Raw genomic sequence first — 25,559 nt, 5'->3', positions numbered from 1 at the left:
GAAACAAATGATGGAAGCAAAAATTATTGCGCTGAAATCAGAATATAATAGTTTTCCCAGATTTGATGATCTGGATGCAGCTTATGAGCTTCTGGAGGAATACGAAGATAAAGAAAAGGATATTATCAGAGAAATAAACAATCTGGAACTGGAGATAAACAGCATAAAGAGAAATATGCTGAAGCTTAGGGAGGAAATAACTAGTCTTACTACAGGTATTGAGCTTAATCAAAGATTGGATGTTTACAGGGAAGCATTGAACAATATTAATGAATATATTGATATCCTGTATGACATGGAAAAATATCTATATCAAAGAAGAAATAAGAAGGAACTTTTGCACCATAAGGAAAACTCCAAAGAATCTTTGGAAAATGAGATAGAGGATATTTACTATGAGATTAAAGATGAAACGGGCAGATTAAAGAATAAAGAGGAGAGAATCAAACAGATTGAGGAATTGCTTAAGGATAAGGATATAGAAAGCATTGAAAAAGAGATAATGGAATGCGTGGAAAGACTGAAGAGAATTCCCAATGAGAAGAAAGAAAAGAATAAGCTGAAGGAAACACAATATGGAGAAAATGAAAAAAATAAAATGGAATTAAGAAATATGAGGCAGCACGTGGAAGAGCTTAATGACAAGGCATTGGAATCATCAGCATCCGTAGAAGAAGAATTGAGCTTTGGGTTTTTGGGAGATTTGTTAGATATAGATTTAGAAAGCCTTTGCCAAGAAAAAGTGAAGGAATATGATGAATTGTTTAAAGGCCAGTTGGATAAAAAGGAAGAGATCATTACCAGATTAAATGCTCAACTAAATACCAATCAGGCAGCATTGACAGATTTTTATCCCAATTTAGAACTTAAACAGTATGTTACCGGAGGATCCAGGCTGGTGCTATCCTTCAGGGCAGAAGGCAGCCTTAAGACCTTATATCAGTTGATGGAGATATTGAAGCTCAGGATGGATGAATATGAGGTTTTGATAAAGGATGAAGAAAGAAGACTCTTTGAAGATATACTGGCAAACAGTATAAGCAGCAAAATTATTGCTAAGATAAGAAAGGCACAGAAGTGGATAGACAACATGAATAAAATAATGAAGGATATGGATACCTCCAGCGGTCTCACTTTTCAAATAAGTTGGGAACCCAAAAACGCCGAAGATGAAGACGAACTGAATACTAAAGAGCTGGTAAAGCTTTTGCAAGTAGATCCTGCTGTAATAAAAGACAGCGAAAGGCGCAGAATTACTGCCCATTTTATGGCAAGAATAAACAGAGCCAGAAAATACAGAGACGATGGCAGCAGTTATTCGGCATTGCATGTCATCATGAGGGAAATATTGGATTATAGGCAATGGTATCAATTCAGGCTCTTTTACCAGAAGACAGGAGAAAGCAGGAAGGAATTGTCCAATCATGCTTATGATATATTCAGCGGAGGAGAAAAGGCCATGTCCATGTATGTACCTCTTTTTGCTGCCATATATGCCAAATATGACAACGCAAGACCTGATGCGCCTAAGATCATATCAATGGACGAAGCATTTGCAGGTGTGGATGAAAACAATATAGAGAACATGTTTGGATTGATACAGAGTCTGGACTTCAATTTCATTATGAATTCACAGGCCTTATGGGGAGATTATGCTACCATACCTGCTCTTACCATATATGAGTTGGTGCGAAGTAAAAACAGTGGCACTGTGCTGAAAGTTAAATATAAATGGAACGGCAAGCAGAGAATAATGGAAGGAATAGGTTGATGCAATATGGATATCTATGAAGAATGCCTGGCGTATTTTAGGCAAAAGGGCTTTAGAAGAGCTCTTGAAGGTATATATGAGAAATATTATTCCCTAAGCAGGCTTGGAGGTAATATTTATATAGATGATCCTTTGCCAGAAGAGAGGGATGTGTTGTCAAGATTTCTCAGACAGGATTTTTCGGGGCAGGATAGAATAAAGATCAGCCTCAGGGATTTTGAGAAAAAGCTAAAAGATACCAAATTTGAGGATTTTGATCTTATAGATATTTTAGAAGCAATACTGAATAAAAAAGCATTAACCCAGAAAGAAGCTGCTGATATTGAAAATAAGGAAAGGCAGAATTTGTTTCAGGGATTGATTGATGACTTTAGTGGAACCATAGCTGCAGATTTTATACAAGATATTATAAAAAATCCCCAGGAATACAAGATGATATACGTCAGGATGAATGATAAGATAAAATTGAAAAAAGAACTTTTTAATGTCTGCAAAGCATTGATTAGCTTACCAAAGGAACATAGGTTAAGACTTCCCGTGTTTGCTGCAAATATAACAACGGATCCTCACTATTTCGATTATGGTAATGATGCAGGCAGGCTGTTGATTAAAGCTCTTTCTTATATAAATAAATGCACATATCCTTCAAATGCAGAAGAAAGATCAGAACTGCTATATGATAGCGGTATACTGATAGACGAGGTTTCAAATCAGGTATTGGTAAATGGTTTGTTGGCTTATAATGGGGAAATAGAAAACAGTATATGGAGTGCAGCTCTGATCCAAAAAGAACCGATGGCTGTGACTTTATATAATCTGAATAAAGTTGATAGAATAATAAGCCCGAGAGGCTATTTAATGGCGGTGGAAAACCCATCGGTTTTTTCTGCATTGACAGAATATGATCCTGAATTGCCATGTATATGCGTAAATGGACAGCCTAAGTTAGCTGTGCTTATAGTGCTTAAGCTTCTCAATAAATCGGAGTGTTCCATATATTATTCAGGTGATTTTGATCCTGAGGGACTTCTTATTGCAGAAAGATTATTAAGTAAGTTTAACAGAATTAAGCTATGCTGTATGGATATTAAACGCTATAAGATGGCTTTATCCAATAAAAAGATTGAAGAAAAAAGGTTGAAGAGCCTGGACAATATCCAAAATCCTGATTTAAAGATTTTGGCAAGAGAGATTGAAATAAGAGGATTTGCAGGTTATCAGGAGAAGGTTATTTCTGAGATAGTAGAGTTTATAGAATCCATTGGAACAAGATGATGGATAATAGTGGATAATGTTGTTTATTATGAACTTATCAATAATTAAGAGATATAAGTGGGTACAGACTGTTATGGAATGTTATTATAAAACAGTAATTTTATAATCTTTTTACTGGAATGAAAACAAACTCCTTTCTGGCTTAAATGTTTTTTAGATTCTTGCCAGAAAAGAGCATTGTTTTCATAAAAGTACAAATTATTTTACATTACCGAGTTTTTACATAGTCACTTATCTTCCATCTTAATATTATCCACTATATTCGCCACACCTCTGGCTGAAGAGGCAAGCTCTACAGCTTTCTTCTTATCCAAATCATCTTCCACATGTCCCATCAATACAGCGGTGCCGCTTTTTACATCAACTCCTACATTGGATAGACCTTCTTGTTTCTCACTCATGTACAGCTTGTTTTCTATTTCATTTCTTATATGGCTGTCTGTTATATTGCTGCTATCCATGCTGATGGTTATGTCATTCTCTATAGACCTAACTCCATCTACTTTTTTTGCAATTTCTTCTGCAAATATCTTTTCAGCCAGAACATCTGCAACCCCATATAGAATCACATTGCCTTCTCTGCAATCAACATTTATGTCCATGGCACTTAGCTGCATTTTATCCTCCAGTTCTTTTTTTATGCATTCAACGATTTCTGCATCTCTATTCATATCAATTCCTCCGATTATCATTATAGTATCTTTAAATATGGTTCCACAAAAATAGATGCTTAATGTATCAATAAGCTATTTTCAAAGGGGCAAATAAGAGATATGATAAAAGTAGATATTATACGAGGAGAATTGTAATGAATAAAAAGATTGAAATAAGCAAAGAAAAACAAGAGACTATGGTATCACTGATAAAGGATTATTTCAGGAAAGAAAGAGATGAAGAGCTGGGAGATTTAGCAGCAATGCTGTTTTTGGATTTTATCATTGAGAAACTTGCTCCTGAATTTTATAATCAGGGCGTATATGATTCATATAAATATTTTTCCCAAAGAATAGATGATTTACTGGAGATTCAAAAATATTGATGTAAATCAAGGAGTGTAGCAGCACATGGCAATATGTATCAATTATATTGGCTATTATGATTATAGGAACAGCTTTACTGCTCACAAAATCCATAAAAGGCCATTCTAATATAAATGGTGCTTTATTGGCATGTGCATTTTTGCTTATTGCAAACACTCAGGCAATATTATCTTACACGTCGCTTATTGAAAATCACACTTATACGTGGACTTACAGCCTTTTCACATATTCAAACCATTTTATAATTTCATTCGACATAATATATCTATTCAGCATCCTTATGCTTATTATTTTCAATGCCTTAAAACTTGCAGATTCCCATCCTGAAAATTGATCAAATAAGCCTGTATTTATTAGGCAGCTTATCAATCGTACTTGAAATTCAGTACGATTAGTTGATTATTTTCAGGAGGGATTACAATGTTTAATAAACGAAGCCATTTCAGTGATTATATCAAGGATTGGTATAATCCTGTGGAGTACGATCTTAAGCTTTATGAGAAGATTTTACAGGAAGTTAATAAATATAATTTTACTAATTTAAAAGATGAAGAACTAAAAGATATAACATGCAAGATCAAATCTAGAATCCGACATGGAGAGCCTATGCCTCAGACATAACCTATCTTACAGCTAAAGAATCAGGTTTTGATTATCTGAGGGATTTTTTGTGTATGGACAAGGGTAAGCTGGTTCATAGACCATTTTATTATGCAATAGTGGATGAAGCAGATTCCATACTGATTGATGAGGCTCGCATACCTCTTGTGATTGCCGGAAATGTAGAAGTCAATATGGAAAAAATAGAATACTATAACTCTATAGTTAATATGCTAATAGATGGTGTTGATTATGAAATAGATGAACATGGGAGAAATATTTTTCTGACGGAGTCTGGGCTCGCAAAAGTTGAAGAGATTATGAGATGCGGCAATCTTTATGATCCAGATAATCTTGAAAGGCTCGCCAGAATCAACTGTGCCCTCCATGCAGAAAAACTGTTGAAGAAGGATCGAGATTATATTGTTAGAAACGGGCGCATTGAGATAATTGACGAATTTACTGGGCGAATAGCGGATAAAAGGCATTGGCCTGATAATCTGCAGCAAGCTGTTGAAGCAAAGGAAGGGATAGTTGACTTATCTAAAGGAAAGATATTGGGTTCTATAACACTTCAGCATTTCTTAAACCTATATCCAAGGTTGTCAGGTATGACTGGAACTGGAAGAAGATCAGCCGGGGAATTGGGAGAGTTCTATGGGCTTGATGTTGTGGTCATACCTACCAACAAGCCATGTATAAGAGTTGATCATGAAGATAGGGTGTTTGCAGACAAGGAATCAAAAAATAAAGCGCTAGTAGAGGAGATAATTAAGGTTAATAAGACAGGTCAGCCTATTCTTGTGGGCACGGATAGCGTAGAATAGTCATACCAGCCTTTGACAATATGCTGCAGGAAATAGATGAAGAGATAGTGAATATTTTTAGCAATGCGGAAGTAAGTAAAAAAGGAATTTTCATTGACGCAGTTGAGTTAAAGGGCCCCTCATCAACCTGGACTTATCTTATGCAAGATAGCCAAAACCAGTTCAGCAGGCTGCCTTTCCTGTTTGAAGCTGCCTCTACCCACATTAAAGGAACTCTGTTTTCATTGAAATCCATATATAATAAAATATTAAAAAAATAATCAACACAATAGGTGAAATACTGAAAAAAACCATATGAATATCAGCAGCATTTAGTATAATATTGTATAAACATATCGTTTATGGTGGCGAATTTTTAGCACTATGCTAGACAATGAAAATTTATAATAATAAGGGAGTGGTATTATGGGGAAGATAAAAATTGGCATATGTCAAATGCATGTTGACCTGGATAAAGGAAGAAATCTTAAGAGAGCTGAGTCTATGATCAGAGAGGCTGCCGCAAATGGATGCGATTTTGTAATACTGCCCGAAATGTTCAACTGTCCCTACGAGAACAAGTATTTTCCCATATTTGCAGAAACCTATTCAGGGGAGACTACCAATATGTTGTCTGATCTGGCGAAGGAACTGGGGATATATATAATAGGTGGTTCAATCCCGGAAGAAGACAAAGGGTCAATATATAATACTTCATATTCCTTTGATAGAGAGGGTAAGCTTTTAGGAAGACATAGAAAGATGCACCTATTTGATATTGATGTAAAGGGTGGCGTAAGGTTCAAGGAATCGGATACATTGGAGTATGGTAATGATGTAACTGTATTTGATACAGAGTTTTGTAAGGTAGGAGTTGCTATATGTTATGACATGCGCTTTCCTGAGCTCATGAGGCTTATGGCATTGGCAGGAGCAGAAATTATTATAGTTCCGGCAGCCTTCAATATGACCACCGGTCCGGCTCATTGGCATATAACAGTTAGAGCAAGAGCTTTGGATAATCAGGTATATTTTATTGCAGCATCACCATCCAGAGATATGGATTTTACCTATCATGCTTATGGCCACTCATGCATAGTCAATCCATGGGGAGAAATAATAAAGGAAGCCGACGAGAAGGAGTGCATCCTTTATGGTGAAGTGGATCTGGATATGGTCCAGAAGGTGAGAAAGGAACTGCCTTTATTGAAACATAGAAGGACTGACATTTATGATATGTATAAGAAATAGATGAGGTAAAGGAGTGAGATTATGTCCAAGCTTTTTACCAGTTTAAAGATAAAGGATATGGAGATTAGAAACAGGATTGTTATGCCTCCTATGTGCATGTACAGCTCTGATAACGAAGGCAAAGCAAATTCATGGCACTTCATACATTATGCCACAAGAGCAATAGGCGGAGTTGGTTTGATTATAGTTGAAGCCACTGCCGTTGAACCTAAAGGGAGACTTTCAGACAATGACCTAGGGTTATGGGATGATTCACATGTAGAAGGACTATCCAAAATTGTTGAAGAAGTCAAAAGGCATGGAGCCAAGATTGGGATTCAGATAAACCATGCAGGGAGAAAATGTGCCGCAAACGAAGAAGTAATAATAGCTCCCAGTGTTATAGCCTTTGATGAGAGCTATAAAACACCTGTTGAAATGACTAAGGATGATATCAAAAATACTGTGAATTTATTTAGAAATGCGGCTTTGAGAGCTTATAAAGCAGGCTTTGATATGATAGAGATTCACGGAGCTCATGGATACTTGATAAATCAGTTTTTGTCACCTTTATCAAATAAAAGAACCGATGAATATGGAGGATCCTTAAAAAACAGAGCAAGATTCTTAAAAGAAGTCATACATGCAGTAAGAGAAGTATGGCCTGCAGAAAAGCCTCTTGGGGTAAGGGTTTCCGCAGAAGACTATGCTGAAGGAGGAAACCACGATACAGACTTGGCTGAAATTATAAATATGGTTAAATCTGAGGGTGTAGATATGGTTAATGTAAGTTCTGGGGCTGTAGTTCCTGTAAAAATGAAAGTCTACCCCGGATATCAGATAAAGTTTGCAGAGACCGTAAAGAAAATCACCGGGTTGCCTGTTATAGCCGGTGGACTCATTACAGAAGCGGTTATGGCAGAAGAAATATTGCAGAACGAAAGAGCTGATATGGTATACATGGGAAGAGAATTATTAAGGAATCCCTACTTCCCTCTAAATGCTGCAAAAGAAGTAAGAGATGAAATAATTTGGCCAAAGCAATATGAAAGAGCAAAATAATATATTAATCTCCTCAAAAATCAGATTGGTTGTTGAGGAGATTTTTTTGTCCAAAATTAATAAAAAACAATAAAATATTAACATAAACTATTGCATCAATAGAAAATATATATTATAATATACCTATACCGGGTATAAGTAACAAACAAATATTATAGAGGTGCAAAATGAGTATTACTATTAACAAGTCAAAGGAGGTATATAAATGAATGTTACAGTCTATTCCACTCCCACATGTCCATGGTGTCATAAGGCTAAAGAATACTTACAGTATAAAGAGGTTAGATACAGAGATGTAAATGTAGCAGCAGATAGAGCAGGTGCCATAGAGATGATTAGAAAGTCAGGTCAAAGCGGAGTGCCTGTGATAGATATCGATGGTAATATAATAATAGGCTTTGATCAAGCCAGAATTGATTCTCTATTAAGAAGATAAAAAAGCAGTGAAACCTTAGATAGCACCCTGAATGTCAGATATAGATGACATTTAGCGGTGTATTTTTTTTAAAAAATCTTGACAATAAATAATATAAACACTATACTGTATATGAACAGTATATACAGTATAGTATTTATACTTAATGTTTATTGGAGGTAAGAGATTGTGAATATAATAATTTCCAATCAGAGCGATAAGCCAATTTATGAGCAAATTACTGATCAGATGAAAAATCTTATAATAAATGGCGAATTATCAGAGTCTGAGCTGCTACCTTCCATACGAAACCTGGCTAAGGAATTACAGATAAGTGTAATAACCACAAAAAGAGCCTATGAAGAATTGGAACGAGATGGATATATCGTAAGCATACCAGGTAAAGGTTCCTATGTAAAACCCCAGAACAAGGAACTGCTTAAAGAGGCCAGAATTCGAATTGTGGAAGATAAGATGGCTGAAGCTATATCTGCAGCAAAGACTATAAATATGTCCCTGGAAGAGCTTCAACAAATACTGAGACTTTTGTATGAGGAGGTATAAAGTATGGAGTCCATACTAGAAATTAAAGGATTGAAAAAAAGCTTCAAAGATTTTAGTCTCAAGGGTATTGATATTACCTTGGAAAAGGGCTATATAATGGGTTTTATAGGACCCAATGGTGCAGGCAAGACCACTACAATAAAACTTATCATGAATCTTATGAAAAAAGATGCGGGAGTTATCAAAGTATTCGGCTTGGATAATGTTAAGTATGAGTTAGACGTAAAGCAAAAGATAGGATTTGTATATGATGAAAACAACTATTATGAAGAACTCACAATATCAGAGATGAAGAGGATTGTGGCATCTTTTTATAAAACATGGGATGATAGTGCTTTCAATAAGTATATAGGAGAGTTTAGATTGCCTTTAAAAAAGAAGATAAAGGATTTGTCAAAGGGCATGAAAATGAAATTTTCTTTGGCTGTAGCCTTATCACATAATGCAGACTTGTTGATCATGGATGAACCTACTTCCGGATTGGATCCTTTGGTAAGAAGAGAGCTATTAGAGATACTTTCTCAGATTATTCAGGATGAAAACAAGGCAGTATTTTTCTCAACTCATATAACCTCAGACCTTGAAAAGATTGCAGATTATGTGACTTTAATCAATGATGGAGAAATAGTATTAAGCCTGGAGAAGGATGAGCTTATAAACAACTATGGGTTGGTAAGAGGCGGTAAGGAGTTACTTAACAATGTAAATTCCAAGGATTTCATCGATATCAGGGAAAATCAATTTGGTTTTGAGGCATTGGTTAAAGATAAAAATCAAACAAGAAAAGCCTATAAGGATAAGATAATTATAGAAAAACCGTCTCTTGAGGATGTAATGCTTTATTATACCAGGAGGTGCAGAAATGTTTAATCTTATTATTAAGGATGTTTTGATACAAAAGAAACAGTTTATATTCGGTATTGCATATTTGGCCTTTGTTTTAGTAGCATTTCAGGGGATGGGTGAAGCCATGTTTCCCATGGGTTTGGTAGCTGTTACGTATATGTTGTCTATGACAGCCTGTGCCTATGAGGAAAAAAACAAGTCGGATTTGCTGCTTAATAGCTTACCTATTAAAAGAATGAGTATTGTAGCTGCAAAATATCTTTCGGTGCTTATATATGCTGTAATGGGAATACTCTCATATAAGGCAATGATCACAATAATTAATTTGCTGAACATACCACTAAAGACATATCCTTTATCTTTAGAAATCCTAATAGGCAGCTTGGCAGCTGTATGTTTGATGACAGGAATATGGTTTCCAATATACTATAAATTAGGCTATATGAAAATGAGAGTTGCTAACTTCGTATTGTTCTTCCTGTTTTTCTTTGGTTCATCCCTTATGACACAGGCTTTGAAATCAAAGCATGATAGCCTATGGGTAAAGGATATTATTAGCTTTTTCAATACCCAAAGTAATATTACAATTGTACTGGTTTTCATAGTGATCATTGTATTGTATATGCTTCTGTCCTTCTCACTATCTGCATGGTTTTATAATAGAAGAGAATTTTAACTTAGTTTAAAGATACACTGTATCAAAAATGATATGGTGTATCTTTATGGGTAAAACTGGACATCATGGTTGCCATATATTAGAATATTATATAGAGAGAAAATCATGAAAGGAGAGATACTATGTTAGAGTTATTGAAAACAAGAAGAAGTATAAGAAAATATCAGGACAAAAAAGTAGAACAGGAAAAAGTAGATGCTATACTAAAAGCTGCTTTAATGGCTCCTTCATCGAGTAATAGAAGATTATGGGAATTCTATGTTGTAGAGGATAAAGAAAAGCTAAGCAAACTATCAAAATGCAGGGTAAGAGGCTCCCAGTTGCTGGAAGGCGCAGCATTGGCCATTGTAGTTACAATTGATGGTGAGCCCTATGATGTATGGATAGAAGATGCCTCCATAGCAGCAGTAATAATGCAGCTTACTGCCCACTCATTGGGTCTGGGAACATGCTGGGTACAGGTAAGGGAAAGGCAGTATAATGAAAGTACTTCAACTGAAGACTATGTAAAAGAAGTGGTAGGAATTTCAGAAAGCGCTAAAGTAGAATGCATCATTGCCATCGGTTATCCCGATGAAGAAAAAGAACCTCATGATGAAGAAAAGTTGCTTTACAATAAAATACATAGATAGAAGTGAGTTCAAAACCCTTCATAGTTTGTTATAGACTTTGAAGGGTTTTTTAATGATATTTATTATAATCATCTACTCTATAAAAAAATGATGTATAATAATACATAGGTTAGAAGGATTTATACTATTTATTTAAGAGGAGTTAGCTTATGAGAGAAATTGATGTGGGCATTATTACTAAGGAAATAGAGAGATTATGCATAGAAGCAAATTATTATCTTCCGCAGGATGTAAAAAAAGCATTGGAAGATGCTGTAGAGAAAGAAGAATCACCTCTTGGTAAGGAAATAATTATAGATATTTTAAGTAATGAGGAAATAGCAAGAAAAAAACTCATGCCAATATGCCAAGATACGGGACTTGCAGTTGTATTTCTAGAACTTGGTCAGGATGTAAGAGTTGTTGGTGGAGATCTATATGAAGCTATAAATGAAGGTGTAAGGCGAGGATATATAAATGGATATCTTAGAAAATCCTGTGTGGATGATCCATTTATGGAGCGGAAAAATACTGGGGATAATACTCCTGCAATAATTCATACCACCATTGTAAAGGGAGATAAGATAAAAATCACATTAGCTCCCAAGGGCGGAGGAAGCGAAAATATGAGTGCTTTGGCAATGCTTAAGCCATCTGATGGAGTGGAAGGGATTAAGAAATTTGTGCTGGAAACTGTGGATAAGGCAGGTTCAAATCCATGTCCTCCCATAATTGTTGGAATAGGAATAGGTGGAACCATAGAAATGACTACCTTGATAGCTAAAAAGGCATTGCTCCGAACAATAGGCGAATATAATCCTAATCCGGTAGTTGCCAAGTTTGAAAAGGAACTACTGAAAGAGATAAATAAATTAGGTATCGGACCACAGGGCTTCGGTGGAAGAATCACAGCATTGGCTGTCCATATAGAAACCTTTCCTGCTCATATAGCCAGTATGCCGGTGGCCATAAACATCCAATGCCATGCAGCAAGGCACAAAGAAACAATAATTTAGTATTATACTGGAGGTAGAGCAATATGACTAAGATAGTAAACACACCTTTAACCGATGACGCAATAAATGATTTATGTGCCGGCGATAGAGTATTGTTAAATGGCATAATATATACAGGCCGTGATGCTGCCCATAAAAGATTGGTTGGTATGATACAGAATGGGCAAGAGCTTCCAATGGATATTAAAGGTCAGATCATATATTATGTAGGTCCATGTCCTGCTAAACCGGGCCAGGTTATAGGATCTGCGGGACCTACCACCAGCGGAAGGATGGATGCCTATGCTGACATACTGATGGACAGTGGTTTGAAGGGAATGATAGGTAAAGGATTGAGAAGCAAAAAAGTAGTGGATTCTATCATCAAAAACAATGGAGTATATTTTGCAGCCATAGGAGGAGCAGGCGCGCTGTTGGCTGAAGCTATAAGAGAAGCGGAAGTCATAGCTTTCCATGATTTAGGACCTGAAGCCATATATAGATTGAGAGTAGAAAATTTTCCTGTTACTGTGGTTATAGATAATAAAGGTAATGATTTATATAAAATAGGCAGAGAAAAGTATAGAATAGGATAGGTGATAATACTATGTCAATCAGAGAAGAAGCACTAAAACTTCATAAGGATAACAAAGGCAAGCTGGAAACAGTAAGCAAGGTTGCCGTACAAGACAGTAAGAGCTTGAGTCTGGCATATACACCGGGGGTAGCAGAGCCCTGCAAGGAGATACATAAGGATAAAGATGCTGTATACGATTATACATTTAAAGGCAATATGGTGGCAGTGGTATCTGATGGCACAGCAGTATTGGGTTTGGGAGACATAGGACCTCATGCTGCTTTACCTGTAATGGAAGGGAAATCAGTATTATTCAAGGAGTTTGCAGGGGTTGATGCTTTTCCTATATGTGTTAATACTACAGATCCTGATGAAATAGTAAAGCTGGTAATGCAGATAGAACCATCCTTTGGAGGAATCAATCTTGAAGATATATCGGCACCCAGATGCTTTGAGATAGAAAGAAAACTCAAAGAGAAGCTATCCATACCTGTGTTTCATGATGACCAGCATGGTACTGCAATAATAGTGCTGGCAGCCTTATTTAATGCTCTGAGGATAACTAAGAAGAAAATGGAGGATCTGGTGGTAGTAATAAATGGTTCAGGGGCTGCAGGTATAGCAATAGCCAAGATAATACTAAATGTGGGAGTCAGAGATATGTTTCTTTGTGATAGGACAGGGATAGTTTATAAAGGAAGAAAAAATGGAATGAACTGGGTGAAAGAAGAAATGGCAGTGGTGACCAACAAAGCTAAAAAAGAGGGAACTTTAGCTGATGCATTGGTTGGTGCAGATGTATTCATAGGAGTATCATCAGCAAATATAGTGACACAAGATATGGTGAGAGCCATGAACAAGGATGCCATAATATTTGCAATGGCAAATCCCGTGCCCGAGATTGATCCTGAGCAGGCGAAAGAAGCAGGAGCCAGAATAGTAGGAACGGGAAGATCCGATTATCCTAATCAGGTAAACAATGTTCTGGCTTTTCCCGGTATATTCAGAGGTGCATTTGATGTGAGGGCAAGCTGCATCAATGAGGATATGAAACTGGCAGCAGCCCGTGCGTTGGCAGAGCTCATATCTGATGATGAGCTCAATGAAGATTATATAATACCAAAACCTTTTGATAAAAGAGTTGCACCTGCAGTTGCCAGGGCTGTTGCACAGGCTGCTATAGATACTGGTGTAGCAAGGTAAAAATTCTCTCATTTTATGCAATTTATTGATAATGAAGAACAATAATTTGAAAGTGCAAATTCATAGTTTCTTATATAATGTAACAAACTATGAATTTTTTGGTGGGAGTGATATTGTGAAAAAAATATTGCGTATTTTAGCATCTTGTTTAGTTGTAGTACTAATCCTCGGAGGATGCGGAGGAGGAGCAAAAGAATCTGAGATAAAGGATGTTAACAAAGATTTGAAAGAAATAGAAAAAGAAGTTGAGGAAAAAATCGCTGAAGAGACCGGTTCTTCAGTTGATATCGATTTGGACATAGGTCAAATAGGAACAAACCTTACTTTGCCTGATAGCTTTCCAGAACACGTAGTTCCTCTCATGGATGATGCAAACATAATAAATGTAAATGATAATAAAGAGGATTCTGCTGTTGGCATAATTTATACAACAGCAAAGAAATATGACGAGTTAGGAAAGTTTTATCAAGAGGTTTTCAAAGATGTGGAAGACTTAAACCAAACTCAATTAGATAATGGTATCATAATGAGCGGCAATAAAGATGGTTATAGGATTGCTATTACAGCGGTAGCAGTAGATGATAAAAGCAGCAGTGTTATGATAGATGTTAACTACTCTGAAGTGGCAGAACGAGATAAACTCAAAGAGTTCCTTACATCAGGAGAGTCAGCTGCTTTGCCAGATGGATATCCCGTGGGCATATTCCCAATTTTGAAAGGTGACAAGGTAACTGAAAGCAGTTATCAAGAAACCGAATATGAGATATATTATAATTTAACATTATTATCAAACATGTCTCCAAAGGATATTATAGCTGGTTATGAAGCTAGTTGGAATGATATACAGATAGATTATAAAAGCATAGGTTCCACTGATTTTGAGTTTAATGGTCAAAGAGGAGATAAATATTCGTTTTATATAAATGGGGAGATAAAAGACAGTGAAGCCAATATAGCAGAATACTGGCTTCAAATACAGGAATATAAATAATAAATAGGCGCAAGGAAAAGGAATTTGCAGGGGCTGATGCTTTCCCCATATCCAATCCACGATTTGGATATAATAAATACTGAAATAAAAAACTCTCTTGGATGTTGAATACTTCCAAGGGAGTTTTTTATGCATCTTTTCTATACAAGCTGACTTTAGAAAAATATTTGAAAATAGTTAATATTATTATATTGACAATAGTGTGTGACGTACAGTATAATAAAATTACAAGGAAGTGATGAAAATGTCTAACTTGGAAGAGATTGTATCAAATCTTACCATGGAACTAAGGAGAGGCACTTTGGTTTTGTGTGTATTGAGCCAGTTGGAAAAAGAACAATACGGCTATTCTTTAGTGCAAAGCCTGACGGAAAGAGGAATGATAATAGATCAAAGCACTTTATATCCTTTGCTTCGAAGATTGGAAAAGCAAGGTTTGCTGGACAGCAATTGGTCCTTGGATGAATCTAGACCAAGAAGATACTATGTGTTGAATGAAAAGGGAAGAAGAGTGTTGAATAGCCTTATAGAGGAATGGACTGACATGAATAATACAATCACAAAGCTTCTCGAAACTAAGAATGGAGATGGGGATAATGAAAGATTGGATTGACCGTTATTTATATGCTGTGGGACAAAAACTACCAAGACTGCAGAGGGAAGACATAAAGAAAGAATTGAAATCTATCATACTTGATGATTTAGATGAAAGAATAGCAAATCAGAAATTACAAAAAGGAGAAGATTACGAAGCCACAGAAGAGGATGTATTTGCTATATTAGAGTCCTTTGGGTCTCCTGATGAAGTTGCAGCAAAATACAAACCAAACAACAGATACCTTATCGGCCCTGAACTATATGAGCTATATTGTCTTTTACTCTATATAGTTCTGGGAGCAGTAGCTTTAGGTATTTCCATTGCCACAACAATTGATATACTAAGCAGTCAGGGCCCTTTTATAGAACAACTGTTTAAACTGCCTATGAATTTAATATCCGCAGCCGTAAGCGCTGTGGGTTCTGTAACTATCATATTTGCGCTTATTCAGCGTTTTGGGAAAGAAGAAGGCATTAAAGGTATTGATCTGAATAAGAATTGGAGTCCTAGAAATTTGGAACCTGTTCCTGTATCTTATGAAGTCATAAAAATGCCTGATACTATAGCAGCCATATGTTTTACAATTATAGCCCTGATTATTTTCAATAGGTTTCCTCATATAATAGCCATGTATAATGTATCCGAAGGAATAACATCAGTAACACCAATATTTAACCTTGATGTATTGGCTGGATATATGAAATACATGAACATACTCTGGATTGGAGCAGTATTGCTAAACATATATAAGCTTAAGGTTGGTAAATGGAATACAGTTTTGCGTTTATCTGAAATAGTTATAGATCTGGGTGTGTTAATTATTGTACTTATGATGACAGGTAATCCTGCTATATTGAATCCTTCTATTAAAGATGCTGCAGTAGGAACCGAAATGGAATTTTTAATGAAGTTAGGTGGAATAGGAACCGTATCCTTTAGAATATTCATAGCTGTTATCTTATTGTTTACAGTTTTCGAAGCAGCTAAGCATATTTATTATTCAATTAAGTCTCATTAAAGAGCAAAAAAGGGGATTTTTCAATCTCCTTTTTTAATTAAACCAACGGCTAATAAAATAGATAACTTGAGGGAAAATTGATATAACGGTTATTAAACGAACTATCTGCAGAACAACAAGATCGGTGCTATACACCCCAATATCCGATGATATAAGAGCCATGTCTGTTGCTCCTGCAGGTGTAGCTGCCAACATAGATTCTTTTATAGGTATTTTGAATGCTTTATTCAGGATTTTGCCAACCACAAAACAATTAATGAAATATCCAAGCACTATGATTATAGAAGGTATAATAATATATTTTAACTCCAAAACATTCTTATAATCTATGCTGCAGCCTATGAAAGCTCCAGATAAGACCTGAGCCAGCCTCTTTGCCCATAGAGGCATATAGGATTTATTCAGGAATATATTTATATAAATTGTACCTATCATAGAAAATAATAGTATACCAGCAGGAATGGCCAATATTTTACCAACCATCCCGCCTGATACGGCTATAGCTATTGTAAATATAAATTTTTTTATATCTACACTTTTCTTTCTTTCTTGAGATAAAACCACAGTCTTATTTTCCGTATCATAGTTCTTATTACCAATGTGGGAAATTATGCTTGGTAATAGCCCTATACATGAAAGCATTCTAATAAATTGGAGAACTGCTACCTTTGGCATATCAGCTCCCATGTCAGCGCTTATTATTGGAATTTCAGTCATGCCGCCGGGCACACAACTCATTAAAGCTGTAATAAGATCTAGAGGGCTTATTAAATATACAATAAAACCTATGAATATATTCGTTATTAACATACCGAGCACCAGAACCAATGATGGCTTAATAAGCTTTTTAATTCTTCTTATATCCTCTTTTTGCACTGAGCACCCAATATAAGCTCCTGCTAATATTTGTGCTGTATATTTAGCATAACTTGGCATATAAGCCATATCAAAAAAAATATTAAATAGCGCAACTCCTACAATTGCGCCTACCATCATGCCTCCAGGAACTTTAATTTTATAAAACACATATCCACATAATAATCCAATAGCAAATGTTAATACAAGATTAGTCATTTATTATACACACCTTCAGAAAATTGAATCCATAAACAATATTACTATATTTTTATGTATGTTTCAAATAAACTGTTTATGTGAATATGAGAAATACATAATGTAAATTCTAAAGAGCAATATAGTAAAATTAATAAGATATAGTGATATAATTATATAAGGTATTAAAGTTCTGAGGAGTTGAAAAGATGATATATTTTGATGATATCAAAAAATCTAGGGAGAGAATAGAGAAGTATATATACAACACTCCACTGGATTATTCAATATATTTGAGCCGTAGAGAAACAGACACCTCTGTATTTCTAAAACTTGAGTGCCAGCAAAAACTGAAGGGATTTAAAATAAGAGGAGCATTAAGCAAATTGACAAGTTTGGCAGAGGATGATTTAGCCAAAGGAGTTTTGGCCGTATCCTCTGGAAATCATGGAGCAGGAGTAAGCTATGCAGCCAATATGCTGGGAGGAATCAAGGCTAAGATCTATGTTCCTGAGACTATTCCAGGATCAAAATTAGATAAGATTAAATATTTCGGAGCAGAGGTTGTAGCTGTAGGCCAAAATTACGATGAGGCACATGCTGCAGCATTGAAAGCATTGGAGAAAGAGAAACTCACTTTTGTAGATCCTTGTTCAGATGTAGATGTTATAGCAGGTCAGGGTACTATTGCCATGGAAATATTAGAAGCAAATCCTGATATAGATACAATAATAGTACCTATCGGTGGTGGGGGGCTTATAACCGGTATTTCTGTAGCTGCCAAACACCTTAAGCCCTCTATAAAGATTATAGGTGTTCAGCCTGTGGCTTGTCCGGCTATGAAAAGAGCTATGGAAGACCGGGTTTGCTACATAGACTTCCCTTCAGAGCCTTCTATATGCGACGCCCTGGTAGGTGGAGTAGGAGAGATACCCTATAAGATGTCTCGACAATGCATAGATGATATAATTCTAGTGGAAGAAGAAAAAATCAAAGAGGCTGTCTTGTTCTTAATTGAAAAAGAAAAGGTGATAGCTGAACCTGCAGGAGCAGTGGGAGTAGCAGCAGTCATGGCTAATTCTGAATTGTTTACAAATAGGAATGTAGCTATAGTCATAAGTGGAGGAAATTTGGACTTTTCATTGTTAAAGTCTATAATTATATAAGCTATAATTGATAAATAAACTGTCAGGTGGACCGCGGCAGAGGCTTTGTATTGCAAGTGCTTCGGCGATGGAGATGCTATTGATATTTTACTAAACGCCGATAGATTAAAGGCAACTTTAAGAGAATAAAAAGATCAATAAGATAAATGATTGAAAATTAACAATATTAAAACATAACACTTCAATTCTATTTTTTAATATGCTATATTATTCATATATAACCTGATTCATAATGTATCTATGGATTTTATTCCGGATATTAAGTAAAGGTGAATTTATGAATAAAGTAAAACATACCCTTCTTATTGCAGCATGTGTTGCTTTGGCATCTCAGTTTAACCTAAGGCACTATGTCCCAGGCTTCATAATAACGCTTTCTGTAATTTTATTACCTATATTCTTATATAATTATGTAGAGCTTAACCCAATAATAGTTTGCTTAACTACAGGTATAATATCCCCCTTTTTCAGGGGAGTCATTGAATATTTAGAGATTAGAGATTTGATGACTACATGGATTATGGTAGGACCAGATGTTTCTTTCTATTTTGCATATGGGATTTTTTACTACTTAATATATTACAAGGCAGCCCAAGAAGATATTACAAGATTTGCTACAGCAGCTTTTTTCTGTGACTTTTTATCCAATATGGTGGAAATGAGCGTAAGGACTAAAGTTGTGGGTATGAGTATGGATATAATAAGAAATCTGGTGGTCATTGCAGCAATCAGGGCCTTTATAGCTGTGGGAGTAGTAATATCCATAAAGCATTATAGAGCCTTTCTGGCAAAGGTAGAGCATGAAGAAAGATACAGAAGGCTAGTCATGCTCACATCCAGCTTCAAAAGCGAGATTTATTTCATGAGCAAGAATATTAAAGAAATAGAAGATGTTATGAAAAAATCCTATTATACATATAAATTTATATCTGAAAATGATTACCCGGAAGAGTTAAAGCATCTATCATTGGATATATCAAAGGATGTGCATGAGATTAAGAAAGGATATTTAAGGATAATCAGCGGTTTGGAAGAAATATCAAAGGATAAAACAGATGAAACCAGTATGAGTATTAAAGATATAATAAGCATTTTGGAAATAGATACAAAAGATTTTATAAGGCTAAACAAATTGGATATTGAAGCAAGTTTCAATACAAAGACTGATTTTTATGTAGAAGAACATTACTACCTCATGTCTATCCTAAAAAATCTGATAAATAATTCTATAGAAGCTTTGGAGGGGAGAAAAAGAGGTTTTATAAAGCTTAATGTATGTGAGAATGAAGAAGATTATATATTTCTAGTCTCGGATAATGGCGAAGGAATTAAGCTGGGGAACATTGACTATATATTCAACCCAGGTTTTTCTACTAAATTTGATGAAAGTACTGGGAATATCGGAAGAGGTTTAGGTCTTGCGCTGGTAAAGGATTTGACCAATAGTATTTTTGACGGAAGTATAAGTGTCCGCTCCGAAGTCAATAGGGGGACAAGCTTTACCATAACTATTCCAAAAAGTGTTTTTAGGGGAGAGAACGATGAAGTATTATATAGTGGATGATGATATAAATATAGTGAAAATCCTAAGCAATATAATAGAGGATAATAATTTGGGAGATGTAATTGGTTCGAGCAATGATGGAGATACGGCACATAAAGAGATTTTGGCTGCCAATCCCGATATTGTTCTGGTAGATCTCCTAATGCCTAAACTGGATGGCAATACTTTGGTAAGAGAGATTAAGCAGCTAAGGCCGAGCATAAATTTTATAATGGTATCCCAGGTTTCGGATAGTGAGCTTATAACAGAATCCTACAAATCAGGTATCGAGTTCTTTATAAGCAAACCTTTGAATAAAATTGAAGTAGAAAAGGTTGTCAATAAGGTTGCAGAAAAAATCAAGCTGGAGGAAATGCTGAATAAAATAAGAAAAGTTTTTAATAATGTAGACAGCAGGCTAGAGAATATAGAAAAGCCAGATAGAACAAAAGAGATAAAGTATATTCTCAGTATGCTGGGAATGCTGGGAGAAAAAGGTACTAATGACATAATAAATATATGTACATATTTGATTAATATCGAGAAATCTTTTAATGAATGCTCAATGGATGAAATATGTGAGTATTTGAAAGACAATTCAAAAACGGTTAGACAAAGAATGAGACGAGCCATGAAAGAAGGGCTAAAGAATCTTGCTAATACAGGACTCGAGGACTACGGAAATGATTGCTTTCAGAGGTATTCAAATACACTGTTTGATTTTGAGAATGTTAAAGCCGAAATGGATTTCATTAGGGGTAAGAGAAATAGCGGAGGAAAAGTGAATATGGGAAAGTTTATTGAGGGATTAATCTTATTATCAGACAAAGAATATTAAAAATTTTTGAAATATTATGAGTTTTTTTGAAGTTTTTTGAATATTCCGTCATATAGTTAATAAAAGCCTAAGAGCTTTTATAAATAAAGGGAGGGGTATAGATGTATAAAAGATCACTTGCATTATTATTGGTTTGCTTGATGATTCTTACATTAGCTTTTTCAGGATGCTCGAAACCAGCCACAGAGACAGGTTCTGAAGCCGGGGGAGAGACTGCTGCCCCAGCAGATGAAGTAATAAAAGTAGGTTGGATGGGTTCACTGACAGGAGACCAGGCAGTTTGGGGACAATGTGAGTTTGATACAGTAAAGATGCTTTTTGAAGAAATCAATGCAAAAGGTGGAGTATTAGGAGGTAAAAAGCTTGAAGCTATAGGCTATGACACCAAAGGTGATCCTCAAGAGGCAGTTAATGTTGCTAAAAGGCTTACAGGTCAGGATAAGGTTGTTGCTATCATAGGACCTAATGCCAGCGGTAATGCTATACCCATAGCTCCGGTATTGGAAGAGGCAAAGGTACCGGATATTGCAACCGTTGCTACAAATCCAAAGGTTACAGTATTGGATGGCAAGGTAAAACCCTTTAACTTTAGAGTATGCTTTATTGACCCATATCAAGGTGCTGTTGCAGCTGGATATGCATATGATGTACTAAAATTCACAAAGGCTGCAATTTTATATGATGTAGCCGATGACTATTCACAAGGGCTCACTGAATTCTTTGAAGAGTTTTTTAAAGCTAAAGGTGGAACTGTAGTTGCCAAAGAAGCATTCAAATTCGGTGATGTTGATTTTAGACCTCAGTTAAGCAAAATAAAGGATGCAGGCCCTGAAGTGCTGTTCCTTCCAGTATTCTTTAAAGAAGCAGCACTTATAGCAAATCAGGCAAGAGAACTGGGCATAACAGTACCGCTTATGGGCGGAGATGGTTTACCTTCCGAGCAGCTATTTACAATGGCTAAGGATGCGGTACAGGGTACTTACATAGTCAACCATGTAGATTATGATGATCCCGAAGTTCAAGACCTTAAGACCAGATATAGAAATAAATATGGTAAAGAGTTAGAGTTAAACGGATATTTGGCTCATGACGCAGTTGTATTATTGATAGATGCTATAGAAAGAGCAGGATCAGCCGATCCTGTAAAGATAACTGAGGCTCTTGAAACCGCAGATGTTCAAGGTGTTACTGGCAGAATAAAGATAGGAAAGGATACTCATAATCCAGAAGGAAAGGAAGCTGCAATAGTTAAGATAGAAGGAGATAAGTACGTATTCCAGCAGAAATACTCTGCACAGCTTGACTAGAATTATACTTAAATATGTGCATAAAAGGAGAGTATCTCTCCTTTTATGCTATTTAAACAATAAGGGGTGAAGGAATGTCACAGTTTTTACAGCAACTAATTAACGGTCTGTCGATAGGCAGTGTTTATGCACTTATGGCAGTTGGTTATTCACTTGTTTACAGCATTATGAACTTCAGTAACTTTGCTCATGGCGGTGTTATAATGCTGGGAGCTTATTTTGGCTATTATTACTTAACAGCAGCAGGTTTGCCTTTTCCGGTTGCCTTTATTGTTGCAGCCCTGACTACCTGCTTGCTGGCGGTGATTATAGAAAGAGGAGCATATAAACCATTGAGAGAAAGGAAAGCTCCGTTCTTATATTTTATTATTTCTGCCATGGGTACCTCCATATTCTTAGAGAATATGGTAATAGCAACTATCGGTCCTACTTTTAGAACTTATCCTGAGATATTATCCAGGACTCCTATACAGATTGGAAGCGTTTCTGTAGGAAGATTAGATCTGACTATGTTTATTATTTCTGCTATATGCTTGGCACTATTAGTATTTTTTATTGATCATACAAAGATGGGGAAGGCTATTCAGGCAACTGCCTATAATATCAAGGCTAGTGCTTTGATGGGTATTAATACAGATTTAGTAATAATAGTTGTGTTTGCCCTTGGTGGTTTCTTTGCAGGAATTGCAGGAGTATTATTCGGTATGAAGTATACTGTTTATCCTCAGATAGGGATAATAACAAATAAATCATTTATTGCTGCAGTTTTCGGAGGTCTGGGAAGCTTACCTGGGGCGGTTATAGGCTCTATCTTATTAGGAATAATTGAAACCATAACATCAGGATATTTTTCCTCCCAGTACAGAGATCTAATTGCCTTTGTTCTGCTCATCGCTGTTTTGGTATTCAGACCTAGCGGATTGATGGGTAAAGTAACAGAGGATAAGGCTTAGGAGGGAGGCATAATTATGGATTTAAACTATATTTTTGGTATATTAACTTTGGCAGGAATAAACCTGATGTCTGTTTTAGGCTTATCCTTATTGACTGGATTTACAGGAATGTTTTCCTTTGGACATGCTGGATTTATGGCTATAGGCGGTTATACATCAGCTATGATGACAGTTAAATTTGGCTTACCTTTTATACCTGCACTTCTAATAGGCGGATTGATAGCAGCACTTGTAAGCTCCATTATTGGTAAGCTTACACTAAACCTGAAAGGTGACTATTTCTGTATAGCCACACTAGGCTTTGGAGAAGCTATTAGACTAATCTTAGATAATGTCCAATACTTTGGAGGAGCTAGGGGTTGGCCTGGAATACCTCATCATACTCAATTGCTTAATGTAGTTATTATAAATATTGTAGCCATTATTGTTCTGGCGAACATAGTTAGATCAAAGCATGGAAGAAATATGATAGCTGTAAGGGAAGAGGAACTTGCTTCCCAGATAGTAGGAATAAATGTTTTCAAATATAAGCTTATTTCTTTGATGATTAGTGCTGCTTATGCCGGTATTGCAGGAGGCCTCATGGCCCATTATATGACCTTTCTTCAGCCGAAGATGTTCAGTCTTGTCAAATCTACAGAGTTAACAATAATAGTAATATTTGGTGGTTTAGGCAGCATATCAGGAAGTGTTCTAGGAGCTTTGGTTCTAACATCATTGCCTGAGATATTGAGAACCTTCTCCGAATGGCGTTTGGTTATCTATGGTCTATCTGTAGTCATAATCATGATAACCAGACCTAGTGGATTGATGGGAGGATATGAGTTTACTCCCTCAAGTATGAAGAAGCTTTTTGCGAGAATGAAAAATAAGAATAAAGGCCTTCCAAATCAAATGGAAGGAGGAAAGACAGTATGAATATTCTTGAACTGAAAAATCTTACAAAAACCTTTGGTGGTCTTACTGCTGTTGGCAATGTGGACTTTGAAGTCCCCAAGGATGGCATAAGTGGATTAATTGGACCAAACGGAGCAGGTAAGACAACTATATTCAATCTTATTACCGGTGTCTATAAGGTTACTGATGGAAGAATAATCTTTAAAGGTCAGGATATAACCAACATGGAGCCTTATAAGATTGCAGGAAGCGGTATTACAAGAACTTTCCAGAATATAAGGCTTTTTAAGAAGCTGACGGTTTACGAAAATGTTTTAACAGCTTGTCATGCCAATGCCAATTACAGTCTTTTAGAATCAGTAGTAAGGACAATAAAGTGCAGGAAACAGGAAAAAGAGCTGAAGGAAAAGGCTGATAACCTGCTTGAAATTATGGGGCTTTACGATAGAAAGGACCTGATTGCAAACAATCTTCCCTATGGATTGCAAAGAAGATTGGAAATAGCTAGAGCACTGGCCTTAAACCCTGAACTATTGCTTCTCGATGAGCCTGCAGCTGGAATGAACCCAGACGAGACAGTTCAGTTAATGACTCTCATTGCGGAGATACGGCCAAAATTTAACTTAAGTGTTTTGATAATTGACCATCATATGGATTTGATAATGGGAATATGTGAAAAGATAATGGTACTTAACTTCGGATGCAAACTTGCTGAAGGTACCCCTCAGGAGATTCAGAACAATCCAAAAGTTGTTGAAGCATATTTAGGAGTGGAGGGGTAGAGGATGTTAAGAGTTGAAAATCTAAATGTATATTATGGTGGAATTCATGCATTAAAGGGAGTTAGCCTGGATATAGATAAGGGTGAAATAGTGACTATAATTGGTTCAAATGGAGCAGGCAAATCAACCCTTTTAAATGCAATATCAGGGTTTTTGAAGTATAAAGAAGGGTTTATAAACTATAAAGGGGAAAAGCTACCCATAAATCCTAATAAGGTTGTAAAGCTGGGGATCTGTCAGGTTCCTGAAGGAAGATTGGTATTTGCAAATCTAACTGTTGCAGACAATCTCATGCTGGGAGCCTATTTGAGAAAGGATTTTAAAAAGATTAAGGAAGATTTAGAGAAGGTATATACTCTTTTTCCAAGATTAAAGGAAAGAGAGAAGCAAATAGCAGGTACCCTAAGTGGTGGAGAACAGCAGATGCTGGCTATGGGGAGAGGATTGATGAGCGATCCTGAATTAATGCTCTTGGATGAGCCTTCATTAGGTCTTGCACCACTCCTGGTTCAAACAGTATTTGATATCATACTGGATATAAGAAAGATGGACAAAACCATATTATTGGTAGAACAAAACGCATATAAGGCGTTATCTATAGCCGACAGAGCATATGTACTTGAACAAGGCAAAATTAAAATGGAAGGCTCGGCTAAAGAAATAGCTGAAAATCCATTGGTACAGGAAGCATATTTAGGAGCAAAGGTATAATCGTAGAAAAATAATGATACAGTAAAAAACA

The 25,559-nt window shown here is 36.0% G+C and carries 30 protein-coding genes; 28 read left to right on the top strand and 2 right to left on the bottom strand.

Features of this window, described 5'->3' with window-relative positions:
• A partial coding sequence (locus ACESM9_RS02885) for an SbcC/MukB-like Walker B domain-containing protein (RefSeq protein WP_372995102.1) occupies positions 1–1,771 on the top strand: 1,771 nt, incomplete at its 5' end.
• A 6-nt stretch (positions 1,772–1,777) separates the two neighbouring features.
• Positions 1,778–3,046 carry a TIGR02679 domain-containing protein gene (locus ACESM9_RS02880; protein ID WP_372995100.1) on the top strand — a complete coding sequence of 423 codons (1,269 nt, stop codon included), beginning with the start codon at positions 1,778–1,780 and terminating at the stop codon, positions 3,044–3,046.
• Positions 3,047–3,273: 227 nt separating this feature from the next.
• Here ACESM9_RS02880 and ACESM9_RS02875 read toward each other — a convergent pair whose 3' ends face one another.
• Positions 3,274–3,717: a BON domain-containing protein gene (locus ACESM9_RS02875; RefSeq protein ID WP_372995098.1), complete on the bottom strand. Its 444-nt coding sequence runs from the start codon at positions 3,715–3,717 to the stop codon at positions 3,274–3,276.
• A 137-nt stretch (positions 3,718–3,854) separates the two neighbouring features.
• Between ACESM9_RS02875 and ACESM9_RS02870 the strand changes: the two genes are divergently transcribed.
• The 18 genes from ACESM9_RS02870 to ACESM9_RS02785 all read left to right on the top strand — a co-directional run bounded on the left by ACESM9_RS02870 (position 3,855) and on the right by ACESM9_RS02785 (position 16,278).
• Positions 3,855–4,085 (top strand): DUF2164 domain-containing protein, encoded by a 231-nt coding sequence (locus ACESM9_RS02870; protein WP_372995096.1) that lies wholly within the window; start codon positions 3,855–3,857, stop codon positions 4,083–4,085.
• Between the two features lie 47 nt (positions 4,086–4,132).
• Entirely contained in the window at positions 4,133–4,420 is a 288-nt protein-coding gene (locus ACESM9_RS02865) for a hypothetical protein (RefSeq protein WP_372995094.1), read from the top strand.
• A gap of 86 nt (positions 4,421–4,506) precedes the next feature.
• Positions 4,507–4,707, top strand: coding sequence for a hypothetical protein (locus ACESM9_RS02860; protein WP_372995092.1), 201 nt, complete (start codon positions 4,507–4,509; stop codon positions 4,705–4,707).
• Positions 4,704–5,513: a hypothetical protein gene (locus tag ACESM9_RS02855; RefSeq protein WP_372995106.1), complete on the top strand. Its 810-nt coding sequence runs from the start codon at positions 4,704–4,706 to the stop codon at positions 5,511–5,513. The genes ACESM9_RS02860 and ACESM9_RS02855 overlap by 4 nt, the downstream gene beginning before the upstream one ends.
• Before the next feature lie 20 nt (positions 5,514–5,533).
• A complete protein-coding gene (locus ACESM9_RS02850; RefSeq protein ID WP_372995090.1) occupies positions 5,534–5,773 on the top strand; it encodes a hypothetical protein in 240 nt (79 codons plus the stop codon).
• A 145-nt stretch (positions 5,774–5,918) separates the two neighbouring features.
• Positions 5,919–6,743, top strand: coding sequence for a carbon-nitrogen hydrolase family protein (locus ACESM9_RS02845; protein WP_372995088.1), 825 nt, complete (start codon positions 5,919–5,921; stop codon positions 6,741–6,743).
• A 21-nt stretch (positions 6,744–6,764) separates the two neighbouring features.
• Complete coding sequence (gene namA, locus ACESM9_RS02840) at positions 6,765–7,784, top strand: NADPH dehydrogenase NamA (protein WP_372995086.1); 1,020 nt, start codon at positions 6,765–6,767, stop codon at positions 7,782–7,784.
• Between the two features lie 205 nt (positions 7,785–7,989).
• A complete protein-coding gene (locus ACESM9_RS02835; RefSeq protein ID WP_372995084.1) occupies positions 7,990–8,220 on the top strand; it encodes a glutaredoxin domain-containing protein in 231 nt (76 codons plus the stop codon).
• A gap of 168 nt (positions 8,221–8,388) precedes the next feature.
• Complete coding sequence (locus tag ACESM9_RS02830; RefSeq protein ID WP_372995082.1) at positions 8,389–8,763, top strand: GntR family transcriptional regulator; 375 nt, start codon at positions 8,389–8,391, stop codon at positions 8,761–8,763.
• 3 nt (positions 8,764–8,766) lie between these two features.
• Entirely contained in the window at positions 8,767–9,633 is an 867-nt protein-coding gene (locus ACESM9_RS02825) for an ABC transporter ATP-binding protein (protein WP_372995080.1), read from the top strand.
• Positions 9,626–10,285, top strand: coding sequence for an ABC-2 transporter permease (locus ACESM9_RS02820; protein ID WP_372995078.1), 660 nt, complete (start codon positions 9,626–9,628; stop codon positions 10,283–10,285). The genes ACESM9_RS02825 and ACESM9_RS02820 overlap by 8 nt, the downstream gene beginning before the upstream one ends.
• A 122-nt stretch (positions 10,286–10,407) precedes the next feature.
• On the top strand, positions 10,408–10,917 hold the full coding sequence (locus tag ACESM9_RS02815; RefSeq protein WP_372995076.1) for a nitroreductase family protein: 510 nt from the start codon (positions 10,408–10,410) through the stop codon (positions 10,915–10,917).
• Between the two features lie 149 nt (positions 10,918–11,066).
• Positions 11,067–11,912, top strand: a complete 846-nt coding sequence (locus ACESM9_RS02810) for a fumarate hydratase (protein WP_372995074.1) — start codon at positions 11,067–11,069, stop codon at positions 11,910–11,912.
• Positions 11,913–11,935: 23 nt separating this feature from the next.
• The gene (locus ACESM9_RS02805; RefSeq protein ID WP_372995072.1) at positions 11,936–12,487 is read left to right on the top strand and encodes a Fe-S-containing hydro-lyase; all 552 of its coding nucleotides are present in this window, start codon (positions 11,936–11,938) and stop codon (positions 12,485–12,487) included.
• Between the two features lie 11 nt (positions 12,488–12,498).
• Entirely contained in the window at positions 12,499–13,671 is a 1,173-nt protein-coding gene (locus ACESM9_RS02800; RefSeq protein WP_372995070.1) for an NADP-dependent malic enzyme, read from the top strand.
• Between the two features lie 115 nt (positions 13,672–13,786).
• A complete protein-coding gene (locus tag ACESM9_RS02795; RefSeq protein ID WP_372995068.1) occupies positions 13,787–14,662 on the top strand; it encodes a hypothetical protein in 876 nt (291 codons plus the stop codon).
• A 244-nt stretch (positions 14,663–14,906) separates the two neighbouring features.
• Positions 14,907–15,275 carry a PadR family transcriptional regulator gene (locus ACESM9_RS02790; RefSeq protein WP_372995066.1) on the top strand — a complete coding sequence of 123 codons (369 nt, stop codon included), beginning with the start codon at positions 14,907–14,909 and terminating at the stop codon, positions 15,273–15,275.
• Positions 15,259–16,278, top strand: a complete 1,020-nt coding sequence (locus ACESM9_RS02785) for a hypothetical protein (RefSeq protein WP_372995064.1) — start codon at positions 15,259–15,261, stop codon at positions 16,276–16,278. Before ACESM9_RS02790 ends, ACESM9_RS02785 begins: the two co-directional genes overlap by 17 nt.
• Before the next feature lie 33 nt (positions 16,279–16,311).
• Here ACESM9_RS02785 and ACESM9_RS02780 read toward each other — a convergent pair whose 3' ends face one another.
• Positions 16,312–17,352: an AbrB family transcriptional regulator gene (locus ACESM9_RS02780; protein WP_372995062.1), complete on the bottom strand. Its 1,041-nt coding sequence runs from the start codon at positions 17,350–17,352 to the stop codon at positions 16,312–16,314.
• A gap of 188 nt (positions 17,353–17,540) precedes the next feature.
• Here ACESM9_RS02780 and ACESM9_RS02775 point away from each other — a divergent pair, with 188 nt between their 5' ends.
• The 8 genes from ACESM9_RS02775 to ACESM9_RS02740 all read left to right on the top strand — a co-directional run bounded on the left by ACESM9_RS02775 (position 17,541) and on the right by ACESM9_RS02740 (position 25,528).
• The gene (locus ACESM9_RS02775; RefSeq protein ID WP_372995060.1) at positions 17,541–18,497 is read left to right on the top strand and encodes a threonine/serine dehydratase; all 957 of its coding nucleotides are present in this window, start codon (positions 17,541–17,543) and stop codon (positions 18,495–18,497) included.
• 277 nt (positions 18,498–18,774) lie between these two features.
• Positions 18,775–20,061 carry a sensor histidine kinase gene (locus tag ACESM9_RS02770; RefSeq protein WP_372995058.1) on the top strand — a complete coding sequence of 429 codons (1,287 nt, stop codon included), beginning with the start codon at positions 18,775–18,777 and terminating at the stop codon, positions 20,059–20,061.
• Positions 20,039–20,878, top strand: a complete 840-nt coding sequence (locus ACESM9_RS02765) for a response regulator (protein ID WP_372995056.1) — start codon at positions 20,039–20,041, stop codon at positions 20,876–20,878. The genes ACESM9_RS02770 and ACESM9_RS02765 overlap by 23 nt, the downstream gene beginning before the upstream one ends.
• Positions 20,879–20,979: 101 nt before the next feature.
• Positions 20,980–22,185 carry an ABC transporter substrate-binding protein gene (locus ACESM9_RS02760; RefSeq protein ID WP_372995054.1) on the top strand — a complete coding sequence of 402 codons (1,206 nt, stop codon included), beginning with the start codon at positions 20,980–20,982 and terminating at the stop codon, positions 22,183–22,185.
• A gap of 74 nt (positions 22,186–22,259) precedes the next feature.
• A complete protein-coding gene (locus ACESM9_RS02755) occupies positions 22,260–23,138 on the top strand; it encodes a branched-chain amino acid ABC transporter permease (RefSeq protein WP_372995052.1) in 879 nt (292 codons plus the stop codon).
• Positions 23,139–23,153: 15 nt separating this feature from the next.
• Positions 23,154–24,056, top strand: coding sequence for a branched-chain amino acid ABC transporter permease (locus ACESM9_RS02750; protein ID WP_372995050.1), 903 nt, complete (start codon positions 23,154–23,156; stop codon positions 24,054–24,056).
• Positions 24,053–24,817 (top strand): ABC transporter ATP-binding protein, encoded by a 765-nt coding sequence (locus tag ACESM9_RS02745; RefSeq protein ID WP_372995048.1) that lies wholly within the window; start codon positions 24,053–24,055, stop codon positions 24,815–24,817. Before ACESM9_RS02750 ends, ACESM9_RS02745 begins: the two co-directional genes overlap by 4 nt.
• Positions 24,818–24,820: 3 nt before the next feature.
• Positions 24,821–25,528 carry an ABC transporter ATP-binding protein gene (locus tag ACESM9_RS02740; protein ID WP_372995046.1) on the top strand — a complete coding sequence of 236 codons (708 nt, stop codon included), beginning with the start codon at positions 24,821–24,823 and terminating at the stop codon, positions 25,526–25,528.
• The last annotated feature ends 31 nt before the right edge of the window (positions 25,529–25,559 follow it).

The organism is Lutispora sp., assembly GCF_041687175.1.
Classification (GTDB): Bacteria; Bacillota; Clostridia; order Lutisporales; family Lutisporaceae; genus Lutispora.
Note: the sequence above shows the minus strand (reverse complement) of the source record. Positions and strands in the feature narration are given on the sequence as shown.